This is a genomic window from Leptospira yanagawae serovar Saopaulo str. Sao Paulo = ATCC 700523 (assembly GCF_000332475.2).
Classification (GTDB): domain Bacteria; phylum Spirochaetota; class Leptospiria; order Leptospirales; family Leptospiraceae; genus Leptospira_A; species Leptospira_A yanagawae.
Window position 1 is genome coordinate 361,892 of sequence record NZ_AOGX02000015.1, and the last position, 19,954, is coordinate 381,845.

Below are 19,954 nucleotides of genomic sequence, written 5' to 3' on the forward strand. Positions count from 1 at the left end.
ATGCCAGATTCTTATAAAATTGTTGCTTCTGTCGGCGAAGACGAACTCCGCCACTTACAAAAAAAAGATGTAAAAGATGTAGATGTAATCGAAGTCCGCTTGGATTTATTTTCTAGAAATTACATCCAAAAAGAGATGAAAAAAAAGATCAAAGCACTGGGTCTTCCTGTTCTTTTCACTTACCGCCGTGCAGAAGATAGTAGTGTTCGATCCTATGTGAAACTTTTCCCAGAGGATGTAGAAGGGATCATTAAAGATTTTAATGACAACGCAAATTATTTGGATATAGAATTAAACCGTGAAGATACAATTTTTCGAAATTATGAAACTTTGAACTATCGAATCATTTATTCTTATCATTCGTTTAAAAAATCAATTTTAGCTAATGAAATGAACCAATTCATTGCAAAGTCAAAACCCGTTAAGAAAAAAAATCCGATTTATAAATTTGCCATCACTCCAGAAAACATCGAGGAAACTGCTGATTTTTTAAACGATATCAAACTTCTTTCCAAAACACATACTATGATTGGAATTTGTATGGGAGAGCTTGGAATCATTTCACGTGTGTTTGGCGACAAATTCAATTCGTCATTCACTTATATGACGCTCGGTGAACCAAAAGCCCCTGGTCAAATTTCGGTGGATACGTTTAAAAAAATGCGAGCAGACCTTTTCAAAAGTCCACAATCGGCCAAAGAATCGAAAGATGACTGATCAGGAGAGTCGTTAAAAGTTCACAAAAGGCAGAGTGTAAACGAATTTATCTAACGAATCATTTTTTTGCCAAAACGTGAACTCATACCTATTGTAAAGAGTTGTCTCAATACAAACTTTACAATATTCCTTGCATCTAAGGAACTTTACCTGCTTTTGTTCGCAAAAATTCTTGGAAAGAATGATCTTTCCATACTTCTTTAAAATCTTTTTCTAAATTGGCAGAAGTCCAGTACTCTGGTTTCAAATCAGCTGCCAATTGGAACTCTTCTTTCGTTTTGGTGATGTCATTTTTTTTCGCATAACAACGTGCAAGTAGGTAATGGGCCGCAGAAGAACCTGAAGTTTTTTGCAAATACGGAATGGCAGAATCAATTTTTCCACCGTAGAAATAATTTCTTCCTCGATAGAACAAATACTCACGACCTGAAGAAATGGTTGGGTCTTTTTCTAAAACAGCAAAGTATAAGTCAGCCGTATCAAAGGCATTGTTTTCCGTATATTTACGAGCTAATTTTAAAAATCCAACCTGATACTTTTCGGGAGTTTGTATTGGATCAGGGAATTTGTTTTTGATGAATTCAGAATATTTGGCAAAACTTGATTCAAATTTTTTGGTTTTGTTTCCCACTTCGAACATACAAACAAATCGAAACATATGAGATTCAACTTGGTTTGGATTAAAGGAAAGGGCTTTGTCAGATGACTGTATGCATTTTTCCCAATCCGATTTTTGTTCATACAATCTTGCTAGGGCTAAAAGAGGTGTGTCCTTTGGAACTTGTTTAAAGGCCTCTAAAAAAGAAGATTCTGCCTTATCAATTTCTGCTAATTTTTGGTAAGCAATTCCCTCATTCAAATAAACATAATACAAAAACACATTTGTATCTTTTGAAAATGGATTTTTTTTCGCTCTTTCAAAAGATTCAATCGCAGCCTTAGGATCATCTAACCGTAGTTTAATGATACCCATTTTGTAATGGTATCTAGAACGTGTTGGATTTTTTTCGATGAGTACGTTTAAATTGGTTTCTGCTTTATCGTATTTTTTTTCATCAAAAAGTGCGAGAACATAATCCCAACGTACGTCTTCCAAATTGGGTTGGTTTGCCAAAATCTGTTCGTAAGACTCACTCGGTTTTGTGGTTTCCTTGTCTTCTCCAGGTTCATCCACTTTTTTGATTGGATCTTTTTTGGAATCGGGTTGTTTCGAGTCTGTTTGTTTGGATTCGTGTTTTGGTTCAACTTTTGTTGGTTGGGTATATGTTTGCGTTGTAGAAGAAGGATTTCCTTTATTTCCTACAGCTCGGTTATAAATTTTTTGTACTTCTTCGTTTTTAGGGTCATACTTTAAATAACGAGAAGCATACGTAGCTGACAAATTCCAATCTTGGTGGTAATTAAAGAATAAAGCCAACTTCAATAAAACAGTTTTTCTTTGGTCTTTGTCTAAGTCAAGATCCGCTGCTCTTCTAAAATTTTGAATGGATTTTGGATAATCTTTTTTGTATTCGTAGATATATCCCAAATACATATAAGCCTCACCGTCTTGCGGGTGTGAGTCGGCGTGTTTCGTAAATTTTTTAATGGCTTCGCCGTATGCTTTTTTTGAAAAAGCCTTTTTTCCTTCTTTCATTGCATCGCTGTCAATGGCGAAGACTGTAGTATGAAAGATGACAAAAGTGAATAGAAAGGAAAGATATTTCCGCACGGATTCCAAACTAGTTGGAACCCATGGGAATGAAAGGGATTTTTGGAAAAAAGTTAGATCTTCGTTCTTTCTTCTTTTTGTGAGGCCAAATTACGCGAGGCTCTGAGAACGATACTCATCGTCGTTATTTGTGGGTTCACCGAAAGTCCTGTAGGGTAAACTGAGGCATCCATGACAAATATGTTTTTATGACCATAAATTTCCAAATTTAAATCAACTGCACCCTTCTCAGGATCATTTGCAGATTGGATGGAACCATGTGGGTGAGCAGATCCGACTGTTAGATCACCCGGTCTTGTGCTCTCTTTTAAGATCCAATCAAAGTTATCGTTACCGGTAACCTTGTATGGTTCAGTGAACCTGGTGAATGGAAAGATGAGTTCTTTCGCACCTGCAGCCACTGTGACTTCCGCTAACGCTTTTAAACCCTTTAACATATTCATTCCATCAGTTGGGGTAAGCTCAAAATAAACCTTTCGTCGTCCAAGACTGTACTTCACACTTGCATTCGCTTCGCCATCCGCACCATCCCGTACGAGAACAATGCCTGCATTGTATTTGGTATAATCTTTCATCACATCAAACTGTTGTTTGCCGTAAAAAGGAACTAGGGATGAAGCAAGCGTTGGTCTGTAAGGAGCGGCTTCTAACCAATACCCGTAACCAGTTCCATTTTGGTTATGACCATCTTTGATCACAATGGATTGTGGTGGTCCTTGGAACATTTTGATTTCAGAATCAAATTTACCAAAGATCGTAGAAGTGGGATGGACTTTTAAATTCCTTCCGACCCAACCATTTCCGATCCCACTCCTTTGCAAAAGAGCAGGTCCTTCTATGGCACCAGCACTGACAATCACGACAGGTGCTTTGATTTCCATGGTTTCGATGATTTCATTAGGTGCCTTTTCGTATGCATCAGGTGTAAACTCTGCCACAACCGTTTTGATTTTTCCATCACGGATTTTCACTGCACGCATATTGGAAACAACAGTGGCGCCTGCTTCAATGGCATCTGGAATCCAAGTAAGGAAAGTGGATTGTTTTGCATTGATTGGACATCCGAGTCCACAACGACCAAGGCCAATACAACCTCTGTTATTATTGCGTAAGACTTGTGGAGTGAGGCCTATTTTTTTCCCACCAACTCTCAAAACATTATTGTTTGCATTGATTAAGTTATCAGGAACTTCGTGGACTCCAAGCCTTTCGTGCACTTCAGAAACATAAGAATCCATTTCTTCTCTCGAATACCCTTGCCAACCAAATCGTTCACTCCATTCGTTGGTTACGTAATCTGGTGGATACAATGATGTTTGCCAATTGACCGTTGTGGATCCTCCGATCGACTTTCCTTGTAAAATCGATAACGTTTGTTCTTCGGTCACGATGAACCCAGCGTCACGGTAGAGTCTTGCTTGTGATAAAAATTCGTCTGAATTAAACTGAGCTGGAGTGAAATAACTTCCCTCTTCAATAAGCACTACCTTCCATCCATTGGATGCAAGTTCTTTTGCAGCTACAGCACCGCCTGCACCAGATCCTATGACCACAACATCTGCTGTGAGTTCCCATTTTCCATTTTTGATTTGGTAGGTTTTGATCGTGTCTGCGTGTTTTTTTGGAGTGATGATTTTTTCGTTAAATGTAGGAATTCCCATGTTGTCCGCCTTATAGGGTATAACCGACAAATTTTTGGTACTCTTTGTCGGAACTGAGAAGGAAAAATGAAATTTGTCTTAAGATTGCATATACACCACGTTTGAGTCCAAGCGAAGAATGTTTCCATTCATGTAATCGTTTGATACGTTCTTCAGGTGGGAGTTTGACAATCGGAGTGAAGGAAAAATCAAGAGCAATTGCTGCCAAAATTGAGGAAGGCACACTAGCTAACAGCTGTATAACGCTTTCTGTTTCAATAGGATACGGATGACCATATACATAATTATCTAATGCAAGTCCTAAATCAAAATTGGGAATGGGATTGTCATGCAAGAAGACTTCTTGCAAACTGCGAAAACTATGGTATTGTTCTGGAGAAATTCCCCTTAGAGTGGGAGTGTTCACTCCTGGACCACAATTCACTCCCTGTATGGATACAGCAGTTAAGGCAAAACATTTGAGAGAAAATTTTAAGAAACGATTTCGTGAAAGTAGGAATGGTGTATGTGGCTCCAAATCTCATTTCCTTCAGTTAGATTTGAGCCCATTGTGTCAGAATCTTGTAAAAATATCACTCATTTTCCTTATTTTCACAGGATGTACTCGTTTTTTTGTAAGGACACCAAACTTTGAATCCATTCAAGTTCCAAATTTAGTACCTTTCCATGAAGTGGAAGGGATACGACAGACCCAATGGCAAAAATTGGCAAAACCAAGAGACCCAAAGTCTATCTCGGCAATCATCCTTCACAATTCTGGCAAACGAAAGTTTGCAGATTTCTTTCGTTTATCGGTGGAGAACCAATTTCTATTTCATATTTATATCGATAGCAATGGAACCATTTATGGTGATCCCAATTTTTTAACAAGGGAATGGACGGCTGCACCAGGAATTGATACGGAAGCCATCCATATTGTTTACGAAGGGACTCAAGGGACTCTTTACAATCAGAAAAAACAAACGGAAGTTTTACAAAAGACCATCGATGCATTGGCCGAAGACCTGTACATTCCCAAAACCAATTATGACATCATTTCCAAAAAAGGAATTTTCACTCACAACCAAGCAAAACGTAGGTTTGGTGGTTTCGTCGATTTTTCATCTTGTGGAAGTGAGTTAACACTCAACCAAATCCTCTCCAACATTGGAGGAAAGTTTTATGAAGAAGATGATTGGAAAGACAGATTTGTCACAGGTTGGGTCTTAAAAAAAGAAAACAAAGATTTGCTTAAGGATTCGTTTCATCCTACAAATGGACGGGGCATCACCAAAGCAGAAAAAGTGATCTTCAATCATTTGGAAAAAACAGAGAAAGGATTCACACCTGAAGAATACCGTGTGAAGTACACCTTCCGTGGAAAAATCAAACCAAGTTGTGTTGTCCTCCATTACACAGCCATTTCAGAATACTTTAAATCGCTTCGCACCTTAGAAGCAAGAAACCTTACGGCATCGATCATGATTGATTCCAATGGTAAAGCCTACCAACTCGTGGATGTGATTGAAGACCGCGCGGCGGCGGCCACAGGGACCAATGACAATTGTATCCAAATCGAAATTGTAGCCAAAGACACTGAAGAATTATTAAAACAACCGGAACAAATCCAAAAAGTAAAAGACCTTGTCTTAGAACTGACAACCAAATACAAAATTCCATTGTCCAATGAAAAGTTGGAAGACTTAAGTGGGGTTTTTAGCCATACCCAAGCCAAAAAAAAATGGGGTGGATCGATTTTTCTCAATGCGAAGGATTTTGATCCGGGGGAAGATTATATGGAACTCATTTTAAATTCGATTGGTGGAAAATACTTTCCAGAACCAGAATGGAAAAATCGAAGGACCATGGACTGGGCCATATTGTACCGCAATTTTCAACCATAATTAGGAAGATTTTATGAAACAAACACTCACCGCTCTAACTATTGGATTCTTAATTTTATTCCAACATTGTCGATTGGCCAAACCCACTTACCACCTAACAATACAAGAAGCTGAATCCCGTTACGAAACAATCGAAAACATAAAATACAACTTAGAGATTCAATTAACAACAAAAGAAAGTTTTACGGGAAAAGTAGACATTCACTTTGTTGGTAAAAGAATTCGTGACCTACGTTTGGATTATTTCCAAGGAGTGATCAAATCCATCATGATGAATGATGAAGTTCTCTCCGGGTTTGAGTATAAAAATGGACACATCCAATTGCCTTCTGATCGAATGATGATTGGAAACAATAAAGTATCGGTAGTCTTTGAAACTCCTTATGCCAAAACTGGAAATGGATTACACAAATTCGTTGATCCTGATGACAAAGAAATTTATCTCTATTCGCAATTTGAAGCCTTTCATGCAAATAAAATGTTTCCTTGTTTTGACCAACCCGACCTAAAAGCAACGTTCCAACTCCAAGTCAAAGCACCAAAAAATTGGAAAGTCATTTCCACAACCCTTACTTCATCACAAAGTAAAACAGAAAATCCAGAGGAAGTACTCCACCAGTTCCCAGAAACCAAAAAGATTTCAACCTATGTATTTTCTTTACACGCTGGTCCTTACCAAGTTTGGGAAGACAAGTTTGAGTCCATTCCCCTTCGTCTTTTTGTTCGCAAATCACTCGCCAAATATGTTGATCCGAAAGATTGGTTTTCATTTACGAAAGAAGGTTTTACGTTTTTTAATTCCTATTTTGGAATTCCCTATCCATTTGAAAAATACGACCAAATCATTGTACCGGAATTTAATTTTGGTGCGATGGAAAACGTAGCAGCTGTTACTTTTTCAGAACGTTTTGTGTCCCGCTCTCCGATGACTCGTTCCCAAAGAGAAAATCTTTCAGATGTTGTTTTACATGAAATGGCACATATGTGGTTTGGAAATCTTGTCACAATGAAATGGTGGAATGGTTTATGGCTTAACGAAAGTTTTGCAACCTATATGGCAAGTTTGGCCCAAGCTAAAAATTCTGAATTCCAAGAAACATGGATTAGTTTTTTTGAAAAAATGAAACAATGGGCTTATGAAGAAGATAGTTTTAGTACAAACCATCCTGTTGAAGCAAAGGTAAACAATACAGAGGAAGCCTTCACTCAATTTGATGGGATCACATATGGAAAAGGTGCTTCTGTCTTAAAACAATTGGTGTTTTTTATCGGTGAAGAAAGTTTCCAAAAAGGTGTTCAAAATTATTTACGAAAGTATTCGTACTCAAATTCTACACTCGCCGATTTTTTAAAGGAACTCGAATTTGTAAGTGGTTTCTCCATGAAAAAATGGTCAAAAGATTGGCTGGAAACAAAAGGTACAAACCAAATCGAACTCACAACCATTTGTGCTGACAACAATCTCTATGGAAAAATCATCCAATCGGCCCCAGGACCAGAAAATAAATTCCGCGACCATAAAACAAATTTAGGAATTTATTATTTTGATAAATCCAATCTCTCTTTGCGATTTGAAGAGTTCCCAGTCGTTTACTCAGGTCGTTCTAGTGAAGCCATCATTCCTCTTACCACTTGTCCTGACTTTGCCTTTATCAATTCAAATGACCATGACTTTGCTATATGGAAGTGGACGAATACAAACAAAGAAAATTTAGAATATGTATTGGAACATGACAAAGATCCAATGCGAAAACTCATTTTGTGGACGGACTATTTCAGACAGGTGACACTTGCAAATCTAACATTCGATGATTTTAAAAACAGTGCGGTTCGATTGTACAAAACGGAAAACGATACAAAAATCAAACGATGGATTTTATCGAAACTCGCAAGCGATTCTGGAGCATCTTACTTCACCAGTCGATTTTGGTTTCCCGAAGGCAAACGAAACGAAGGAATTGAAACCCTTCAATCCTTTCTTTTGGATGAATTAACAAAAGCAAAGGCGGGATCAGACGAACAAAGGTATTTAGTTTTATCTCTCATCGATTCTACATTTACGGAACCAAGTCAAAAACGATTGTATGAAATATTAGAAAACAAACTTAGTTTTCCTGGTTTCAAAGTAGACCAAGATATTCGATGGAATATGATCACAAAACTGAGTTCACTCGAAAAGGACCGTAATAAAATCCAACCCATTATTGATCGTGAAAAAAAATTAGATCCATCGAGTCGTGGTGTGAATGCAAGTTTGGCGGCAGAAGCAGCTGAACCAAATGCAAACGTAAAAGAAAAATGGATTCATATATTACTCAATCCAAAAGCAAGTGAATACTCTACTTCCACATTACGAGTGGTCTCTTATTCCTTATTTCCTGAATACCAAAGAGACATCCAACTCCAATTTTTGGATTTGTACTTTAATGCTTTGGATCAGTTCCAACATACGGATGATGAAAACTATTTGGATGCATTTGCAAAGAGTATGGCTCCGGATTTTTGTACGGATGAAACACTTCTCATCTTAAAAAAATTCACAGGCAATCATCCAAAATTACCTGCACCTGTGAAAAAAACACTCTTCAAACAAATTGATTTAGAAGGTAAATGCATCCAAATGAAACAAAAACACAAACAAATCATTGGGATGTAAAGGTTACCGGATTTGTCTCAATTCAAAAATTTACATTTCCGATTTGTGATTCTATCGTTTTTACTCTTTGTGACTTGTGCCTCCCCTGGGTTTGGACCCAGAGGGCTCCTCTTCACCAAAACAAAAATTGGTGTGTTTGGCACGGGCGAAACTTCCAAAAGGAGAGTGACATCTTGTGCACACTCCATCCTTGGTTTCATATCCTACGGAGATGCATCGTTTGAATTTTTAAAATCTAGATCGAAAATCCAAACAGTCACAGAAACCAATTGGACTACATTCGCGATTCTTGGTCTTTATGCAAATTTATGTGTCGAAATCTCAGGTAACGAATGAAATCATTCTTAGTGAAAATCCAAATTTTTTGGGCGTTTTCATTCTTTATTATTTTTCATAGTTCTTGTGCCAATTTCGGACAACCCCAGGGAATTGGACCAACAGGACTGCTCTATGCATCTTATACTCTTGCAGTTTCGGAAAGACCTCTCCCCAAACAACCGTTAAAAGTTGGGAAATCCTGTCTCAAACGAATTGGTTTTTTCTATGTGACAGGAGATGCCAGCATCTCCGCTGCTGCAAGTGTTGGAAATATCCAGGAAGTATTTCGAATCGAAAAAGAGGCAACGAATTACCTCTCTCTCTATTCTACGTTATGTACAGTGGTCGGAGGAATTTAGTTTTTTCGGGGTACCACTTTATCTAACAAATCGGGATAATCGGAAATGATCCCATCCACACCACACGAAACCAATCGATTCATTTCTTTTTCTGCATTCACAGTCCAAGGGATCACCATCATCCCCTTGTCATGTGATGATTTCACAAACTTAGGTGTTACGTATAAAAAATAAGGGGATATGATATCAGCTTGTTTCTCTTTTGCTTTTATGATGATGGATTCACGATACCCATTGCCAAATCCAATGGTCATTAGAAATCCTTGGAAATATGTTGGAACAAAAAGAGCACTGGTTTTGATTTTTGGATTTTTTTGTTTTGAGACAGTAAGTGTTCGTAAGTCAAAGGATTGTATTGTCGAACGATCTACTACTTTGTATTTTTCGATCACCTGAATCAATTTTTCCGTATGTTCTTTCACCAAACTATCAGGAGCCGATCCATCATCTGGGAATTTTGTTTCGATATTAAATTCATACACTTCTTTCGATTTTTTTTCGTGTTTTTGAACTAAGTCAAAAAATTCCTCTAACGATAATAACTTGGTTCCAGGAACTGGAACTTGTTTCGGAAAACTAGGATTTTGTTTTTTACCACAGTCTAACGTCTGCAATTCGGCCAAAGTTAAATCATACAATGATTTTTTTTGGATTTCTGATCCATCTGCATTTTGGCAAATGACTGGGTTCGTTTCAGAATCGTGATGGATAACAATTCGTTTGTCTTTTGTCAAAACAGTATCCAGTTCCAAAGTCACCATTTTGTATTTGATTGCTTCTTCGAAGGCAGGCCATGTATTTTCAGGTTTTAAACCACGTGCCCCGCGGTGGCCTTGTAAGTCGATTTCCTTACGCAATCGGTTTGGTGTTTCAACACTGGCACAATTCATAACCAACAAACTCATCAAACCTACTAACATGTAGATTGAATACAACGAACGAATCAATTTCATCAAAGTTACCCTACTTGGGCAAAATTTCATCCTTTCGATTTTATTGCATCAAGTAAGAAAAAAGTTTCGAAATCAGAAAAAAAAAGAAAGGAGCAGGATTTGGACGAGGAGAAACTTCACATCCTTTTTGTATGCTTTTGCCACCTTCCGTTTATAAAAGGATGGAAAAAACGAGCACACCACCTACGGTAACATCGGTGGTGGCTCCAGAAAGGAAATTTAGCGTAATTTCAGCCTAACGCAGATTTCCCAATCTAAGTCAACCTTATCCATGCGAATCTTATTCATCCAAACCGTTGGAAACGTTTTTGGAGCCTTTTCAGAACGTTATTAACGGTTTTTTAAAATTTTTTTTGGAGCACATGGAAAAAGTTAATCATTTCAGAAATTATAGGGAACGAAGGAACCTCACACGCATTCAATTATCAGAAAAATTGAATATTCCTAGGTCGGCCATTGAGTTACTAGAAACCGAAGATTGGATGCGGTCCAAATTTGATTATGTCGTTTTGGTAGCGAAGGAACTCGGACTTTCACTCATCGATTTGATCCGAAACGAATTTGATTACGATTTAGAAAGAGAGTTCTTCAATGAGGAAGAATTTGAAGAGATCGTGGCACGATATGCGAACGCTAGGGTGACTTTGATCCTTTCCGAGTTAAAATTATTCTGTCGGAATGCAAAGGTGAGGTTGGATGATTTTGATGTGACCGAACTTTCTTTTTCCATGGGAAGTTTGCACAAACTCATCACCCTCAACCAAAAATTGGAACGGGGGGAAATTAACCCAAAAGATGCCCTTGTTGAATTTCCACCGAAATGGGGAAAGTTTAGCAACCGTAATAACTAAAAACCACTTGTGGTCTATACCACAAGTTCGTCTTCTCCCGCACGTGCCACAACGATCTCTCCCGCTTCTTCCAGTTTACGGATGATGTTTACAATTTTTTGTTGGGCATCTTCCACGTCTTTCAATCGGACTGGACCCATAAAGTCCATATCTTCCCGGAGTAGGTTTGCCGCACGTTTGGACATGTTTTTGAAAATTTTATCTTGTACCTCTGAATCCACAGATTTTAGCGCTTTCGCCAAATCGGTGTTATCCACTTCACGCATAACCTTTTGGATGGCACGGTCATCCAGTAACACGATGTCTTCGAATACGAACATCCGTTTTTTGATTTCTTCGGCAAGTTCAGGGTCTTCCTCTTCCAAGGCTTCAATGATGGTTTTCTCTGTTCCCCGGTCGACAAGGTTCAAAATTTCCACCACAGAATCAATACCCCCAGCAGAGGTATAATCTTCCGATGCCAAAGTGGAGAGTTTACGTTCGAGAACTCGCTCTACCTCACGGAGAACGTCCGGTGACACTCGGTCCATCGTTGCAATTCGTTTGGCCACTTCCGCTTGGATCTGGTGTGGCAAGTTTGATAAGATATTGGATGCTTTTTGAGGGTCCAAATACGATAAAATAAGGGCGATGGTCTGCGGGTGTTCCCCCTGGATGAAGTTGAGGAGGTGGGCCGGGTCTGTTCTACGAATGAAGTCGAAGGGCCTTACTTGTAAGGAAGAAGTAAGTCGGTTGATGATATCGATTGCTTTTTGGTTACCGAGTGCCTTTTCGAGTAGGCCACGGGCAAAGTCGATACCACCATTGGTGATAAATTCTTGGGCCATCATGAGTTCATTGAACTCAACGAGTACCTTCTCTTTGTCTTCCGGAGTGATCTTATCTAAACGAGCGATTTCGAACGTGATTTGTTCGATCTCGTCTTCACGAAGGTGTTTGAAAATTTCGGAGGCCACTTCGTTTCCAACCGCAACCAAAAAGATGGCGGCTTTTTGTCTACCTGTGAGCGATGGCTTCTTATTGATCATACTTCGTCCCGAAATCCGTACTACTTACTGTATCGGCGAACTCATAAAAAAACAATGAGATTTATTCGGATGGAAAATTAGAATGTAAATGCCTCTCGGCCTCTCATTCCTTTCCCATTGCCTCTGGATCATTTTTTATGTTGACCGGTCTATTATTTTCAAGGAAACTGGTTTTGTGGGCAAAAAGGGATTTGATACCAAACAAAAGATGATCGAAGTGATGGCTTCCCTTTTGGAAGGGTCTGGGTATGAAGCAACGGGTCTAACAGAACTTGGGAAAGAAACGGGAACACCGAAAGGTTCGCTCTACTTTCACTTCCCAGGCGGAAAAGACGAGCTCACAAGCCTTGCCATCGAATATTCGGGAAAACAGTTAAATGATTTTTTTCTCACAGTGTTTGGGAAATGTGAAACCCCATCTCAAGCCATAAAACAAGTGTTTCATGCTTTGGAAAATAGAATTGTTTCCAGTGATTTTAAGAAAGGATGTCCCATTGCAACCACTGCCATGGAAACAGCAGGCAAATCTGTTGTAGTCGCCAAAGCATGTCAAGATGCGTACACCCTTTGGTTGAAAACATTTGAATCCTATTTGGTTTCCAATGGTTACACTCCGCGAATTGCAAAAAACATTTCGTTTTCCATCCTCTCTTTATGGGAAGGGGCCTTATTACTTTCCAAATTACAAAAATCGCCAGAACCTTTGCGTATGGCAGAGAAAACAGCTGAAAGTTTGTTAAAACAAAATTGAAGGGAATCAAGGTATGGGAACGCAGACATCGAAACATTGGATTCATTTTGTTTTTCACATAAAATGAAAAAAACGAATCAAATTTGCAATGAATGATCTCAAATTTAGAATTTAAATTAGGACAAAAAATATGAAAACAATTTCAAAACGAAAAATCATCACCTTATTTCTATTTGGTGCAATTACCGGTTTCATTGTATACTTTTTGGGATACCCCAATGAAAAAATCCTTTCAAATGCAATCAAAAATTCTAGTGCAGAAGAGAATCTAACAGAAACCAAAGACGGTAGTAATCAATCGGACAAATGGAAACCTAACAAAGATTCCAATCTGATTCCCAAACCAAAAGGGAATTCTCATTTGGTTTTTTCCATTTTGAAAACAGGGGAAGCAAAAACACTAGAAGCTTTTGTTATCGAAGGGGGATCGGTTTTAAAACTGGTTACGGTCAACCATTCTGCTTTTTACATCCAACACCCAAAGGGTAATTTTTTATTTGATACTGGGCTTGGGACTCAGATCAAAGATCAGTTTGCCGTTTTTCCTTTTTATCTAAAAGTTTTGATGGAATATAAACTCATCGAAACAGCAAAGACACAATTGGAATCCAATGGAAATGAACCCGAATCCATTCGCGATGTATTTTTTTCCCATTTGCATTGGGACCATGCAAGTGGATTAAAAGACTTTCCGAATGCCAATATACATAGTGGGAAAGACGAATTGAACCATGCAAAAATTGAACTTGGTTACATTCCTTCACAATACGATGGTAAGGAAGTAAAATGGAAACACCTTCAATTCACAAACAAACCTTACGCATCTTATGCACAGAGTTTAGATTGGTTTGGGGATGGAACCGCTGTGTTTGTACCAATGAAAGGCCATAGTGAAAGTTCGGTGGGATTATTTTTGCACACAGAAAATGGTGAAGTGTTTTTTTTAACAGGTGATATCGTCTGGAGAAAAGAAGGGTTTGTAGAACTTAAACACAAACCAAGAGGCGCAAGATGGATTGTGGATTATGATGTAGAAGAACTGGGAACAGAAATTGCCCGGGTGCATGAACTGCTAAACGTAAATCCGAATCTAAAGGTGATCCCTGCTCACGACCATGATACACAATCGCCATTTGGATTTTTTCCTAAGGTTATCGGAGCAAAGCATTTAATGACAATGAATTGATTGGGATTTTTATTCAGAGGTACCGTTTGGTTGTTCTTCCTTGTGATCCAATGATTTTTTTTTGTTTAACAAGGATTTGATCCCTTGAAGGGAAGTTTCCAATTGTTGGATTTCTGATTCAATGGATTCACGATTTTCGTGAATTGCGTTGTGATGGCCATGTAATGTTCCCATCAGTCGGTGGTAGTCAAGTGCAATTTGGTGGAGAGCCAAATCCCAAGCCTTGGGTGAGATCCTTCTTTTTTTCCAATAGATTTTTTTGCCAAAACCATAAAGCCACATACTGACGCCAACAGCATGTAAGGGTACAAGGATATACAAAGAAGCAACGATTACCTTGCCATAGGAAACTTCTTTGGAAAACAACCCCCAAAAATAAACCCAAAGGAAAGCAAGGAATACGACTGCCAGAGTCAAATTGGCCTTTGGTGTGCTCGGTGAGATGGAGTTAAAAATAGAAAGGAGGATGACAGAAAAGATGAGTAAGAGGAGAACTTCCCAAGGGACTAATGTAAAAAACAAATCCCAAAACTTTTGAAAATTCTCCCAACTCGTTTTGATCTGGTTGATGGTGGTTTGGATTTCAACAATTTGGTTTTGGATTTTTTGAAAGAAGTCTGTAATCGCCGACATGAACCAAATACTAAGCAAAATCAAAAATCAGGCAAGTGGTTTCTTCACTCAATTTTTCTCACCTAGCACCACTCGAAATCTGCTGCTCCTTTACACAATCCTCGTGGTGCCATTTTTCGTTTACCACGAATCACACCTTCCTTGGCATTATATCTTCGTTTTGTGTTTTATATCCCTTGTTGTAGGACTTTTGATTACCTATGTAAGTTTGTATTTGATTCAATTGTATTGGAAGGAAACCTTTCACCCTTTCATCGAAATCGGAGTTTTAATCCTTTTTATATTTGCATTGTGGTTAACAGAAATATTAGTTTTTGAAGCAGGGACTGTATTTTTATTTTTATTCATTACTCTTGCTTTTTTCATCCGAATCCTCCAACTCACAGAATATGCTAGATTATTGTTAGCCTTTTGTCTTGTCGCAAGTAATGCTCTCATTTCTTTCAAAGCATTACAAGGCGCTGAAATATATTCAGCTTATCTATTATTCAAAAACAAATACCATATCGAAGAAAAAGATTTAAACAAATGGGAAATAACCAATAACAACGATTATTGGAATGAAGAACTACAAATTGGTTTTACCTTACCTGAAGGTATGTTTTTTTACAAACCAGAAGATCTTACATTAGAAAACAAAACGGGAGTTGGTCAAATCGCTGGATTACTTTCTTTTAGTGACCATGACGCAGAAAGGTATCCTTTTGTTCGGATTTTTTATTTTCCCGATTATGTTGGATTCCAAAAAGAACAAGCAATACAAGAGTTTTCTGAATTTTTAAAAATCCAAGTCAGTAAAGGTGACATTGAAGACTTACAGGAAATCCAACAGAAAGAAATTCAAGATTTTATCTTGGTTTCAAAGTTTTGGACATTTTATGACCTAATGAGACCTAGGTATTCCAAAACCGGATTTATGATTTTTGAAAACGCAAATCACGACAAACTTTTATTACACATTACCGAAAACTTAGAAAAGGGTGAAATTCACGAACAAGTCATCCGTGAATTTTTAAGTTCAATTCGATTCCGAAATTGATTGTAAAGCAATGAGTGATAGTGGATCCACTAATACTCCATTGATCTTTGCGCCTAAATGCAAATGAGGTCCCGTTGACATGCCAGTAGATCCAACAGTTCCAATTTGTTGGCCTTGTTTCACGACTTCACCTACTTTCACTTTGATTTCATCTTGGTGCATATAAAAAGTGAATATTTTATTTCCATGATCGATGATGGTAAAATTTCCCTCGTAATATGTTTTTTGGGCTAAAACAACAGTTCCATCTTGGATCGCATAAATGGGTGTTCCCGTTTTTCCACGAAAATCCACACCTCCATGGGGCCTACCTTGTTTGTTATTATAGTCTCGCCTAACATAAAATTTACTAGTGATAAATATTGATTCTAATGGGTTTTTAAAATTCTTTTGGAATTGTAATTGGCTTGATTTCGAGAATGCCAATTCTTTTGCATTTTTACATTCCTGGATAAAATCTAAAATTTCTTTTGGAAGTTCCTTTGTGACAAATTTTTCATCCACTTTGATTTGTTGGTTTTTTTTGATCACTTGGAATTTTGTAGGTTCTAAAATGATTTGGTATTGTTTTTGTCCACGTTTCACAAAAAAGATTTTCGATACAATTTCTAAGGTCATCGCACCAGCAGGTGTATCCGGTGAAATCGGTAAAAAAGCGATCAAACTATTTTCTCGTTTGGTAAGGATAACATCTTTACCTAACCAACTAACCTTGTATGATTCATTGATCCATTTTTTATCTTTTGGAGTGAGTCGTAAAAAAATAACTTCTCCTCGAGTGAAACGACGGGCTTCCATCAATAGGGAAAAGTTTTTCTCTTCCTTTTTAACAAAATAATTCCCCGTTGTTGTAACCTGTTTCTTTGATTTTTTTTTGACCTCACGAGATTCCGCAGGAACAGCTTGGACAAAAAAGAAGATAAATGATAAGATCGAAATTGTACGGACCATCATCCTAAATTTCGGCTATTTTGTTTTTGTGGATTCGTTAAATTTTTGTACAAAGGCAACAAATTCTTCCGCAGGCAGAGGTTTGCTATATAAATAACCTTGGATCATATGACATCCCAAATCATGTAACAAATCCCTTTGCGCAGCATTTTCGACACCTTCTGCAATCACTTCTAATCCAAGAGAATGGGCCATATTGATAATGGCCTTACAAATTGCTCTATCATCTTCATTGAGTTCTAAATCCACAACGAAGGATCTATCAATTTTGATGACATCAGCATCAATTTTTTTTAAGTAACTGAGTGAACTATATCCTGTTCCAAAATCATCAATGGAAACTTTGATTCCTAACTCAGAAAGGTATTCAAAGGCTTCTATACTTTTTTCTGGATTTTCCATGATGGAACTTTCAGTGAGTTCCAATTCAATTTCTTCTGGATTGATTCCATACTGAAGTATGGTTGCTTGTACACGGTGAGACCAATTGGATCTGGCCAATTGTTTTCCACTTACATTGATGCTTAATGGAAAACTGGGTAAGTCCATCTCACACCATTCTTTTTTCAAACGGCAAGCTTCTTCCAAAACCCAATCCCCTATCCTTTCGATGATCCCAGAGTCTTCCGCGACTGGAATAAACTCAATGGGCGGAACCCAACCTCGTTCTGGATGTTTCCATCGAATGAGGGCCTCTGCTCCACAAACTTGATTTGTGATTGTCGAAATTTTAGGTTGGAAAAATAAAATTAACTCTTCGTTTTGAATCGCTTTTCGTAGTGAGTTTTCAATGTACAAACGTTTTTCGGAACGTAAAATGAGTTCGTTGGTATAAAATTTATAATTATTACGACCAAGTTCTTTGGCTTTGTACATCGCCATATCTGAGTTTTTTAATAACTCAGCTGAGGTGATTCCATCGTTTGGTGAAAGTGCAATCCCCATACTGATGGTGGTGAACAAATCGCGACCCATGATATGAAACGGTTGGCTTAAGATATCCAATATTTTTTGTGCAAATTCTGCGGCGGCACTTTTATTTGGAACATCTACTTTTAAAATGGCAAATTCATCACCACCAAAGCGAGCCACTGTATCCACTTCCGTCATCACTCGTTTGAGCCTTGCACCGACCATTTGTAAAAGAATATCACCTTTTGTATGGCCTAAACTATCATTAATGAATTTGAAGTTATCGATATCGAAAAAATAAAACGCTAATAAAGATTCGGTGGATTTATGATTTTTTAAGGCTTGGTTGGCATGATCAATAAACAAGGTTCGATTGGACAAACCAGTTAATGCATCATAATAGGCAAGATAGGTGATTCTTTCTTCAGATAGTTTTCGCTCTGTGATATCCACCCCAAAACTAATGAATCGTTTTTGTTTTGTTTCCGAATCATCTATTGGGATATACTTTCTTAGTAAATAAGTAACTTTGTCGTTATGATCTTGAATGAGTTCTTCAAACTCAACGATCTCATTTTCTTTAGCAGCAACTTCCAAATATTTTTTTCTGGTTTCATAAAACTCAGGAGCTAAATCTAATTTTTCGGCAAGATCCACATCAGTTTTTTTATACAACCACTTACGAATTTCTTTATTTGTTAAAAAAACTGGGTTTGTGTATTCATATTCAAAATTTGAATTTAATACTGCAATGTCAGAATCTAAATTATCCAAAATGAATTCATAAAATGCTTTTTGGTTTTTAACTTGTTCTTGGCTACGTTTACGTTCCGTGATATCTCGAAAGGTTGCCCAAATTGCCATCTTACCATTTACAGGAAAAAGTCGAAACGATGATTCTGTAGGGATCAATCTTCCGGATTTCGAACGGAGTGCCGTACTCTCAATTAAATTTCCTTGGAACTCTGCATCTTCATCGATTTCCACAGGTGGCATAAAAAAAGAAAACTCTTTGCCCAAAATCTCATCCAAACCAAATTCCAACACAACAACGGCTTGTTTATTTGCATTGATAATTTGTTTGGTGGTCGGATCAATTTGCATTAAGATATCTAATGATTCTTCAAATACGTTTTCTAAAACCACAACCTTTTCGCGAATTTTATCATAGGCTATTGATCGGTTCATGTCCTCTATCAAACGTTCTGCGAAGTTCAAAACTAAATCCAAATTTCCTACGGAATAACTTGGCTCTGCTAAATGTAAAAAAGTAGGGTGTGCTACTTGAGAAAGTGTGTCAGGAGACAGACTAACGGTTGATAGGATAACGTAGGGAGACTCAGGAAAATGTTCAAAAACAAATTTTTGTTTCTCCATTGCCTTTGAATCATTCCAAAAAAGAAAAACAGCAGACTCTTGTATGGATCCAGGTTTGATTTTTAAGATAGATGGAAAACTATGCACATGGCATGTTTCTATGTTTGTTATGTCACGAAGTAGTCGGTTGTAGAAGTCATTCTCCGCTTCTTCAATGTAGATAGTGATCTGCTTGAGTGACATGACCTAGGCATAGTAGACGAAAAATCCTTTTCCTTACAATAGATTTTTTACACCATACGCGTATGAGGGTGCTGTCATTCGATCTCCATTGCAAGAGAAAGAAATTGACCAATGGTTTTGTACGAATGCCGCTCCTGTCACAGAAATGTCAGCGACTGAAAAAAAGAACAGTTTCTCTAAAATGAAATTGATTCTCAATAACAGTACAGAAGTTTGGATAAAAAAGACCGAGGTTCTTATGAAATCCCTTGAAAAAAAGATTAGATTGTTCGCTTTACTGGCAATTTTGGGTGCCGTTACCCTCCAGTGCGAAAAAAAAGAAGAGAGTAAAGACTTAGAAAACCTTCTCGCTCTTTCGATCATTGCCAGTGCTCAAGGTGATTGCACTGTGAATGCGCCTCCACGAGCGAGTATCAATACCTTTCAAAATGTTGTGACAGCAAATGGTGCTGGGACGATCACAAAAACCGGTTCAGTAGCCATTGTAGGACACCAAACAGCTGCATTAAAATTAACCGCAAAAAATGGCACGAACGTTGCTCTGACTGGAAACTCCTTCGTGATTGTGTACCAATCCTCTTCTTGTCCTTTGACAACTTCCACTCGAAATGGATTCACTCCGTCGTCACTCACTGATTCCAATAGCGAATTTACCAATTCCTTCCAACTTTCAGGATCAGGATCGATCGCTTTCGATACGGCGGGAGATTATTATTTATTCTTCTATGCCATTCCTTCGAGAGGACAAGCAGCAGCAGTTTCTTATACCGTTAGTGGATTATAAA

At 37.9% G+C, this 19,954-nt stretch carries 18 protein-coding genes; 10 read left to right on the top strand and 8 right to left on the bottom strand.

The genetic code is table 11. The annotated features are described in order from the left end of the window. Entirely contained in the window at positions 1-717 is a 717-nt protein-coding gene (locus LEP1GSC202_RS05340; protein ID WP_015676582.1) for a type I 3-dehydroquinate dehydratase, read from the top strand. A 136-nt stretch (positions 718-853) separates the two neighbouring features. Here LEP1GSC202_RS05340 and LEP1GSC202_RS05345 read toward each other — a convergent pair whose 3' ends face one another. Genes LEP1GSC202_RS05345 through LEP1GSC202_RS05355 form a run of 3 tightly spaced genes read right to left on the bottom strand, consistent with a single transcriptional unit; the run spans position 854 to position 4,606 of the window. Beyond that, positions 854-2,437, bottom strand: a complete 1,584-nt coding sequence (locus tag LEP1GSC202_RS05345; protein WP_039928214.1) for a tetratricopeptide repeat protein — start codon at positions 2,435-2,437, stop codon at positions 854-856. Positions 2,438-2,481: 44 nt separating this feature from the next. Further along, positions 2,482-4,089, bottom strand: a complete 1,608-nt coding sequence (locus LEP1GSC202_RS05350) for a GMC family oxidoreductase N-terminal domain-containing protein (RefSeq protein ID WP_015677203.1) — start codon at positions 4,087-4,089, stop codon at positions 2,482-2,484. Positions 4,090-4,099: 10 nt separating this feature from the next. Then, the gene (locus LEP1GSC202_RS05355; RefSeq protein ID WP_015676772.1) at positions 4,100-4,606 is read right to left on the bottom strand and encodes a hypothetical protein; all 507 of its coding nucleotides are present in this window, start codon (positions 4,604-4,606) and stop codon (positions 4,100-4,102) included. Between LEP1GSC202_RS05355 and LEP1GSC202_RS05360 the strand changes: the two genes are divergently transcribed. From LEP1GSC202_RS05360 to LEP1GSC202_RS05375, 4 genes are read left to right on the top strand one after another with little or no spacing between them, the layout of a single operon-like run. Next, entirely contained in the window at positions 4,548-5,972 is a 1,425-nt protein-coding gene (locus LEP1GSC202_RS05360) for a peptidoglycan recognition protein family protein (protein WP_039928590.1), read from the top strand. The two genes, LEP1GSC202_RS05355 and LEP1GSC202_RS05360, sit on opposite strands and share 59 nt — an antisense overlap. A 13-nt stretch (positions 5,973-5,985) precedes the next feature. Further along, a complete protein-coding gene (gene pepN, locus LEP1GSC202_RS05365) occupies positions 5,986-8,628 on the top strand; it encodes an aminopeptidase N (RefSeq protein ID WP_015677414.1) in 2,643 nt (880 codons plus the stop codon). A 12-nt stretch (positions 8,629-8,640) separates the two neighbouring features. Continuing rightward, the gene (locus LEP1GSC202_RS05370; protein ID WP_015676911.1) at positions 8,641-8,964 is read left to right on the top strand and encodes a TRL-like family protein; all 324 of its coding nucleotides are present in this window, start codon (positions 8,641-8,643) and stop codon (positions 8,962-8,964) included. After that, complete coding sequence (locus LEP1GSC202_RS05375; protein ID WP_015677278.1) at positions 8,961-9,305, top strand: TRL domain-containing protein; 345 nt, start codon at positions 8,961-8,963, stop codon at positions 9,303-9,305. The genes LEP1GSC202_RS05370 and LEP1GSC202_RS05375 overlap by 4 nt, the downstream gene beginning before the upstream one ends. Here the strand turns inward: LEP1GSC202_RS05375 and LEP1GSC202_RS05380 are convergent. Further along, on the bottom strand, positions 9,302-10,225 hold the full coding sequence (locus tag LEP1GSC202_RS05380; RefSeq protein ID WP_425256018.1) for a glycerophosphodiester phosphodiesterase: 924 nt from the start codon (positions 10,223-10,225) through the stop codon (positions 9,302-9,304). The two genes, LEP1GSC202_RS05375 and LEP1GSC202_RS05380, sit on opposite strands and share 4 nt — an antisense overlap. A 395-nt stretch (positions 10,226-10,620) precedes the next feature. Here LEP1GSC202_RS05380 and LEP1GSC202_RS05385 point away from each other — a divergent pair, with 395 nt between their 5' ends. Further along, positions 10,621-11,109, top strand: coding sequence for a helix-turn-helix domain-containing protein (locus LEP1GSC202_RS05385; RefSeq protein ID WP_015677067.1), 489 nt, complete (start codon positions 10,621-10,623; stop codon positions 11,107-11,109). Between the two features lie 14 nt (positions 11,110-11,123). Here LEP1GSC202_RS05385 and fliG read toward each other — a convergent pair whose 3' ends face one another. Beyond that, positions 11,124-12,137 carry a flagellar motor switch protein FliG gene (gene fliG / locus LEP1GSC202_RS05390; RefSeq protein WP_004785217.1) on the bottom strand — a complete coding sequence of 338 codons (1,014 nt, stop codon included), beginning with the start codon at positions 12,135-12,137 and terminating at the stop codon, positions 11,124-11,126. Between the two features lie 175 nt (positions 12,138-12,312). On the opposite strand from fliG, the gene LEP1GSC202_RS05395 reads away from it, so the two are divergent. Both LEP1GSC202_RS05395 and LEP1GSC202_RS05400 read left to right on the top strand, forming a co-directional pair. After that, positions 12,313-12,888 (top strand): TetR/AcrR family transcriptional regulator, encoded by a 576-nt coding sequence (locus tag LEP1GSC202_RS05395; protein ID WP_039928593.1) that lies wholly within the window; start codon positions 12,313-12,315, stop codon positions 12,886-12,888. A gap of 130 nt (positions 12,889-13,018) precedes the next feature. Continuing rightward, positions 13,019-14,074 (top strand): MBL fold metallo-hydrolase, encoded by a 1,056-nt coding sequence (locus LEP1GSC202_RS05400; RefSeq protein ID WP_015677520.1) that lies wholly within the window; start codon positions 13,019-13,021, stop codon positions 14,072-14,074. Positions 14,075-14,083: 9 nt separating this feature from the next. Here LEP1GSC202_RS05400 and LEP1GSC202_RS05405 read toward each other — a convergent pair whose 3' ends face one another. Continuing rightward, positions 14,084-14,707, bottom strand: a complete 624-nt coding sequence (locus LEP1GSC202_RS05405) for a hypothetical protein (RefSeq protein WP_015677361.1) — start codon at positions 14,705-14,707, stop codon at positions 14,084-14,086. On the opposite strand from LEP1GSC202_RS05405, the gene LEP1GSC202_RS05410 reads away from it, so the two are divergent. Then, a complete protein-coding gene (locus LEP1GSC202_RS05410; RefSeq protein ID WP_015676567.1) occupies positions 14,706-15,746 on the top strand; it encodes a hypothetical protein in 1,041 nt (346 codons plus the stop codon). The genes LEP1GSC202_RS05405 and LEP1GSC202_RS05410 overlap by 2 nt on opposite strands. Here the strand turns inward: LEP1GSC202_RS05410 and LEP1GSC202_RS05415 are convergent. Both LEP1GSC202_RS05415 and LEP1GSC202_RS05420 read right to left on the bottom strand, forming a co-directional pair. Then, positions 15,726-16,700, bottom strand: coding sequence for a M23 family metallopeptidase (locus tag LEP1GSC202_RS05415; RefSeq protein ID WP_015676754.1), 975 nt, complete (start codon positions 16,698-16,700; stop codon positions 15,726-15,728). The genes LEP1GSC202_RS05410 and LEP1GSC202_RS05415 overlap by 21 nt on opposite strands. Positions 16,701-16,712: 12 nt before the next feature. Next, positions 16,713-19,169 (bottom strand): sensor domain-containing protein, encoded by a 2,457-nt coding sequence (locus tag LEP1GSC202_RS05420; protein ID WP_039928222.1) that lies wholly within the window; start codon positions 19,167-19,169, stop codon positions 16,713-16,715. 238 nt (positions 19,170-19,407) lie between these two features. Here LEP1GSC202_RS05420 and LEP1GSC202_RS05425 point away from each other — a divergent pair, with 238 nt between their 5' ends. Then, positions 19,408-19,953, top strand: a complete 546-nt coding sequence (locus LEP1GSC202_RS05425) for an LIC20153 family lipoprotein (protein WP_039928594.1) — start codon at positions 19,408-19,410, stop codon at positions 19,951-19,953. The last annotated feature ends 1 nt before the right edge of the window (position 19,954 follow it).

Bases quoted from the DNA above. Each gene is read 5' to 3' on its own strand.
- LEP1GSC202_RS05340 (WP_015676582.1), top strand. From the start codon at position 1: ATGCCAGATTCTTATAAAATTGTTGCTTCTGTCGGCGAAGACGAACTC.
- LEP1GSC202_RS05350 (WP_015677203.1), bottom strand. From the start codon at position 4,089: ATGGGAATTCCTACATTTAACGAAAAAATCATCACTCCAAAAAAACAC.
- pepN (WP_015677414.1), top strand. From the start codon at position 5,986: ATGAAACAAACACTCACCGCTCTAACTATTGGATTCTTAATTTTATTC.
- LEP1GSC202_RS05375 (WP_015677278.1), top strand. From the start codon at position 8,961: ATGAAATCATTCTTAGTGAAAATCCAAATTTTTTGGGCGTTTTCATTC.
- LEP1GSC202_RS05380 (WP_425256018.1), bottom strand. From the start codon at position 10,225: ATGTTAGTAGGTTTGATGAGTTTGTTGGTTATGAATTGTGCCAGTGTT.
- LEP1GSC202_RS05385 (WP_015677067.1), top strand. From the start codon at position 10,621: ATGGAAAAAGTTAATCATTTCAGAAATTATAGGGAACGAAGGAACCTC.
- fliG (WP_004785217.1), bottom strand. From the start codon at position 12,137: ATGATCAATAAGAAGCCATCGCTCACAGGTAGACAAAAAGCCGCCATC.
- LEP1GSC202_RS05400 (WP_015677520.1), top strand. From the start codon at position 13,019: ATGAAAACAATTTCAAAACGAAAAATCATCACCTTATTTCTATTTGGT.
- LEP1GSC202_RS05410 (WP_015676567.1), top strand. From the start codon at position 14,706: ATGAACCAAATACTAAGCAAAATCAAAAATCAGGCAAGTGGTTTCTTC.
- LEP1GSC202_RS05405 (WP_015677361.1), bottom strand. From the start codon at position 14,707: ATGTCGGCGATTACAGACTTCTTTCAAAAAATCCAAAACCAAATTGTT.
- LEP1GSC202_RS05415 (WP_015676754.1), bottom strand. From the start codon at position 16,700: ATGATGGTCCGTACAATTTCGATCTTATCATTTATCTTCTTTTTTGTC.
- LEP1GSC202_RS05420 (WP_039928222.1), bottom strand. From the start codon at position 19,169: ATGTCACTCAAGCAGATCACTATCTACATTGAAGAAGCGGAGAATGAC.
- LEP1GSC202_RS05425 (WP_039928594.1), top strand. From the start codon at position 19,408: ATGAAATCCCTTGAAAAAAAGATTAGATTGTTCGCTTTACTGGCAATT.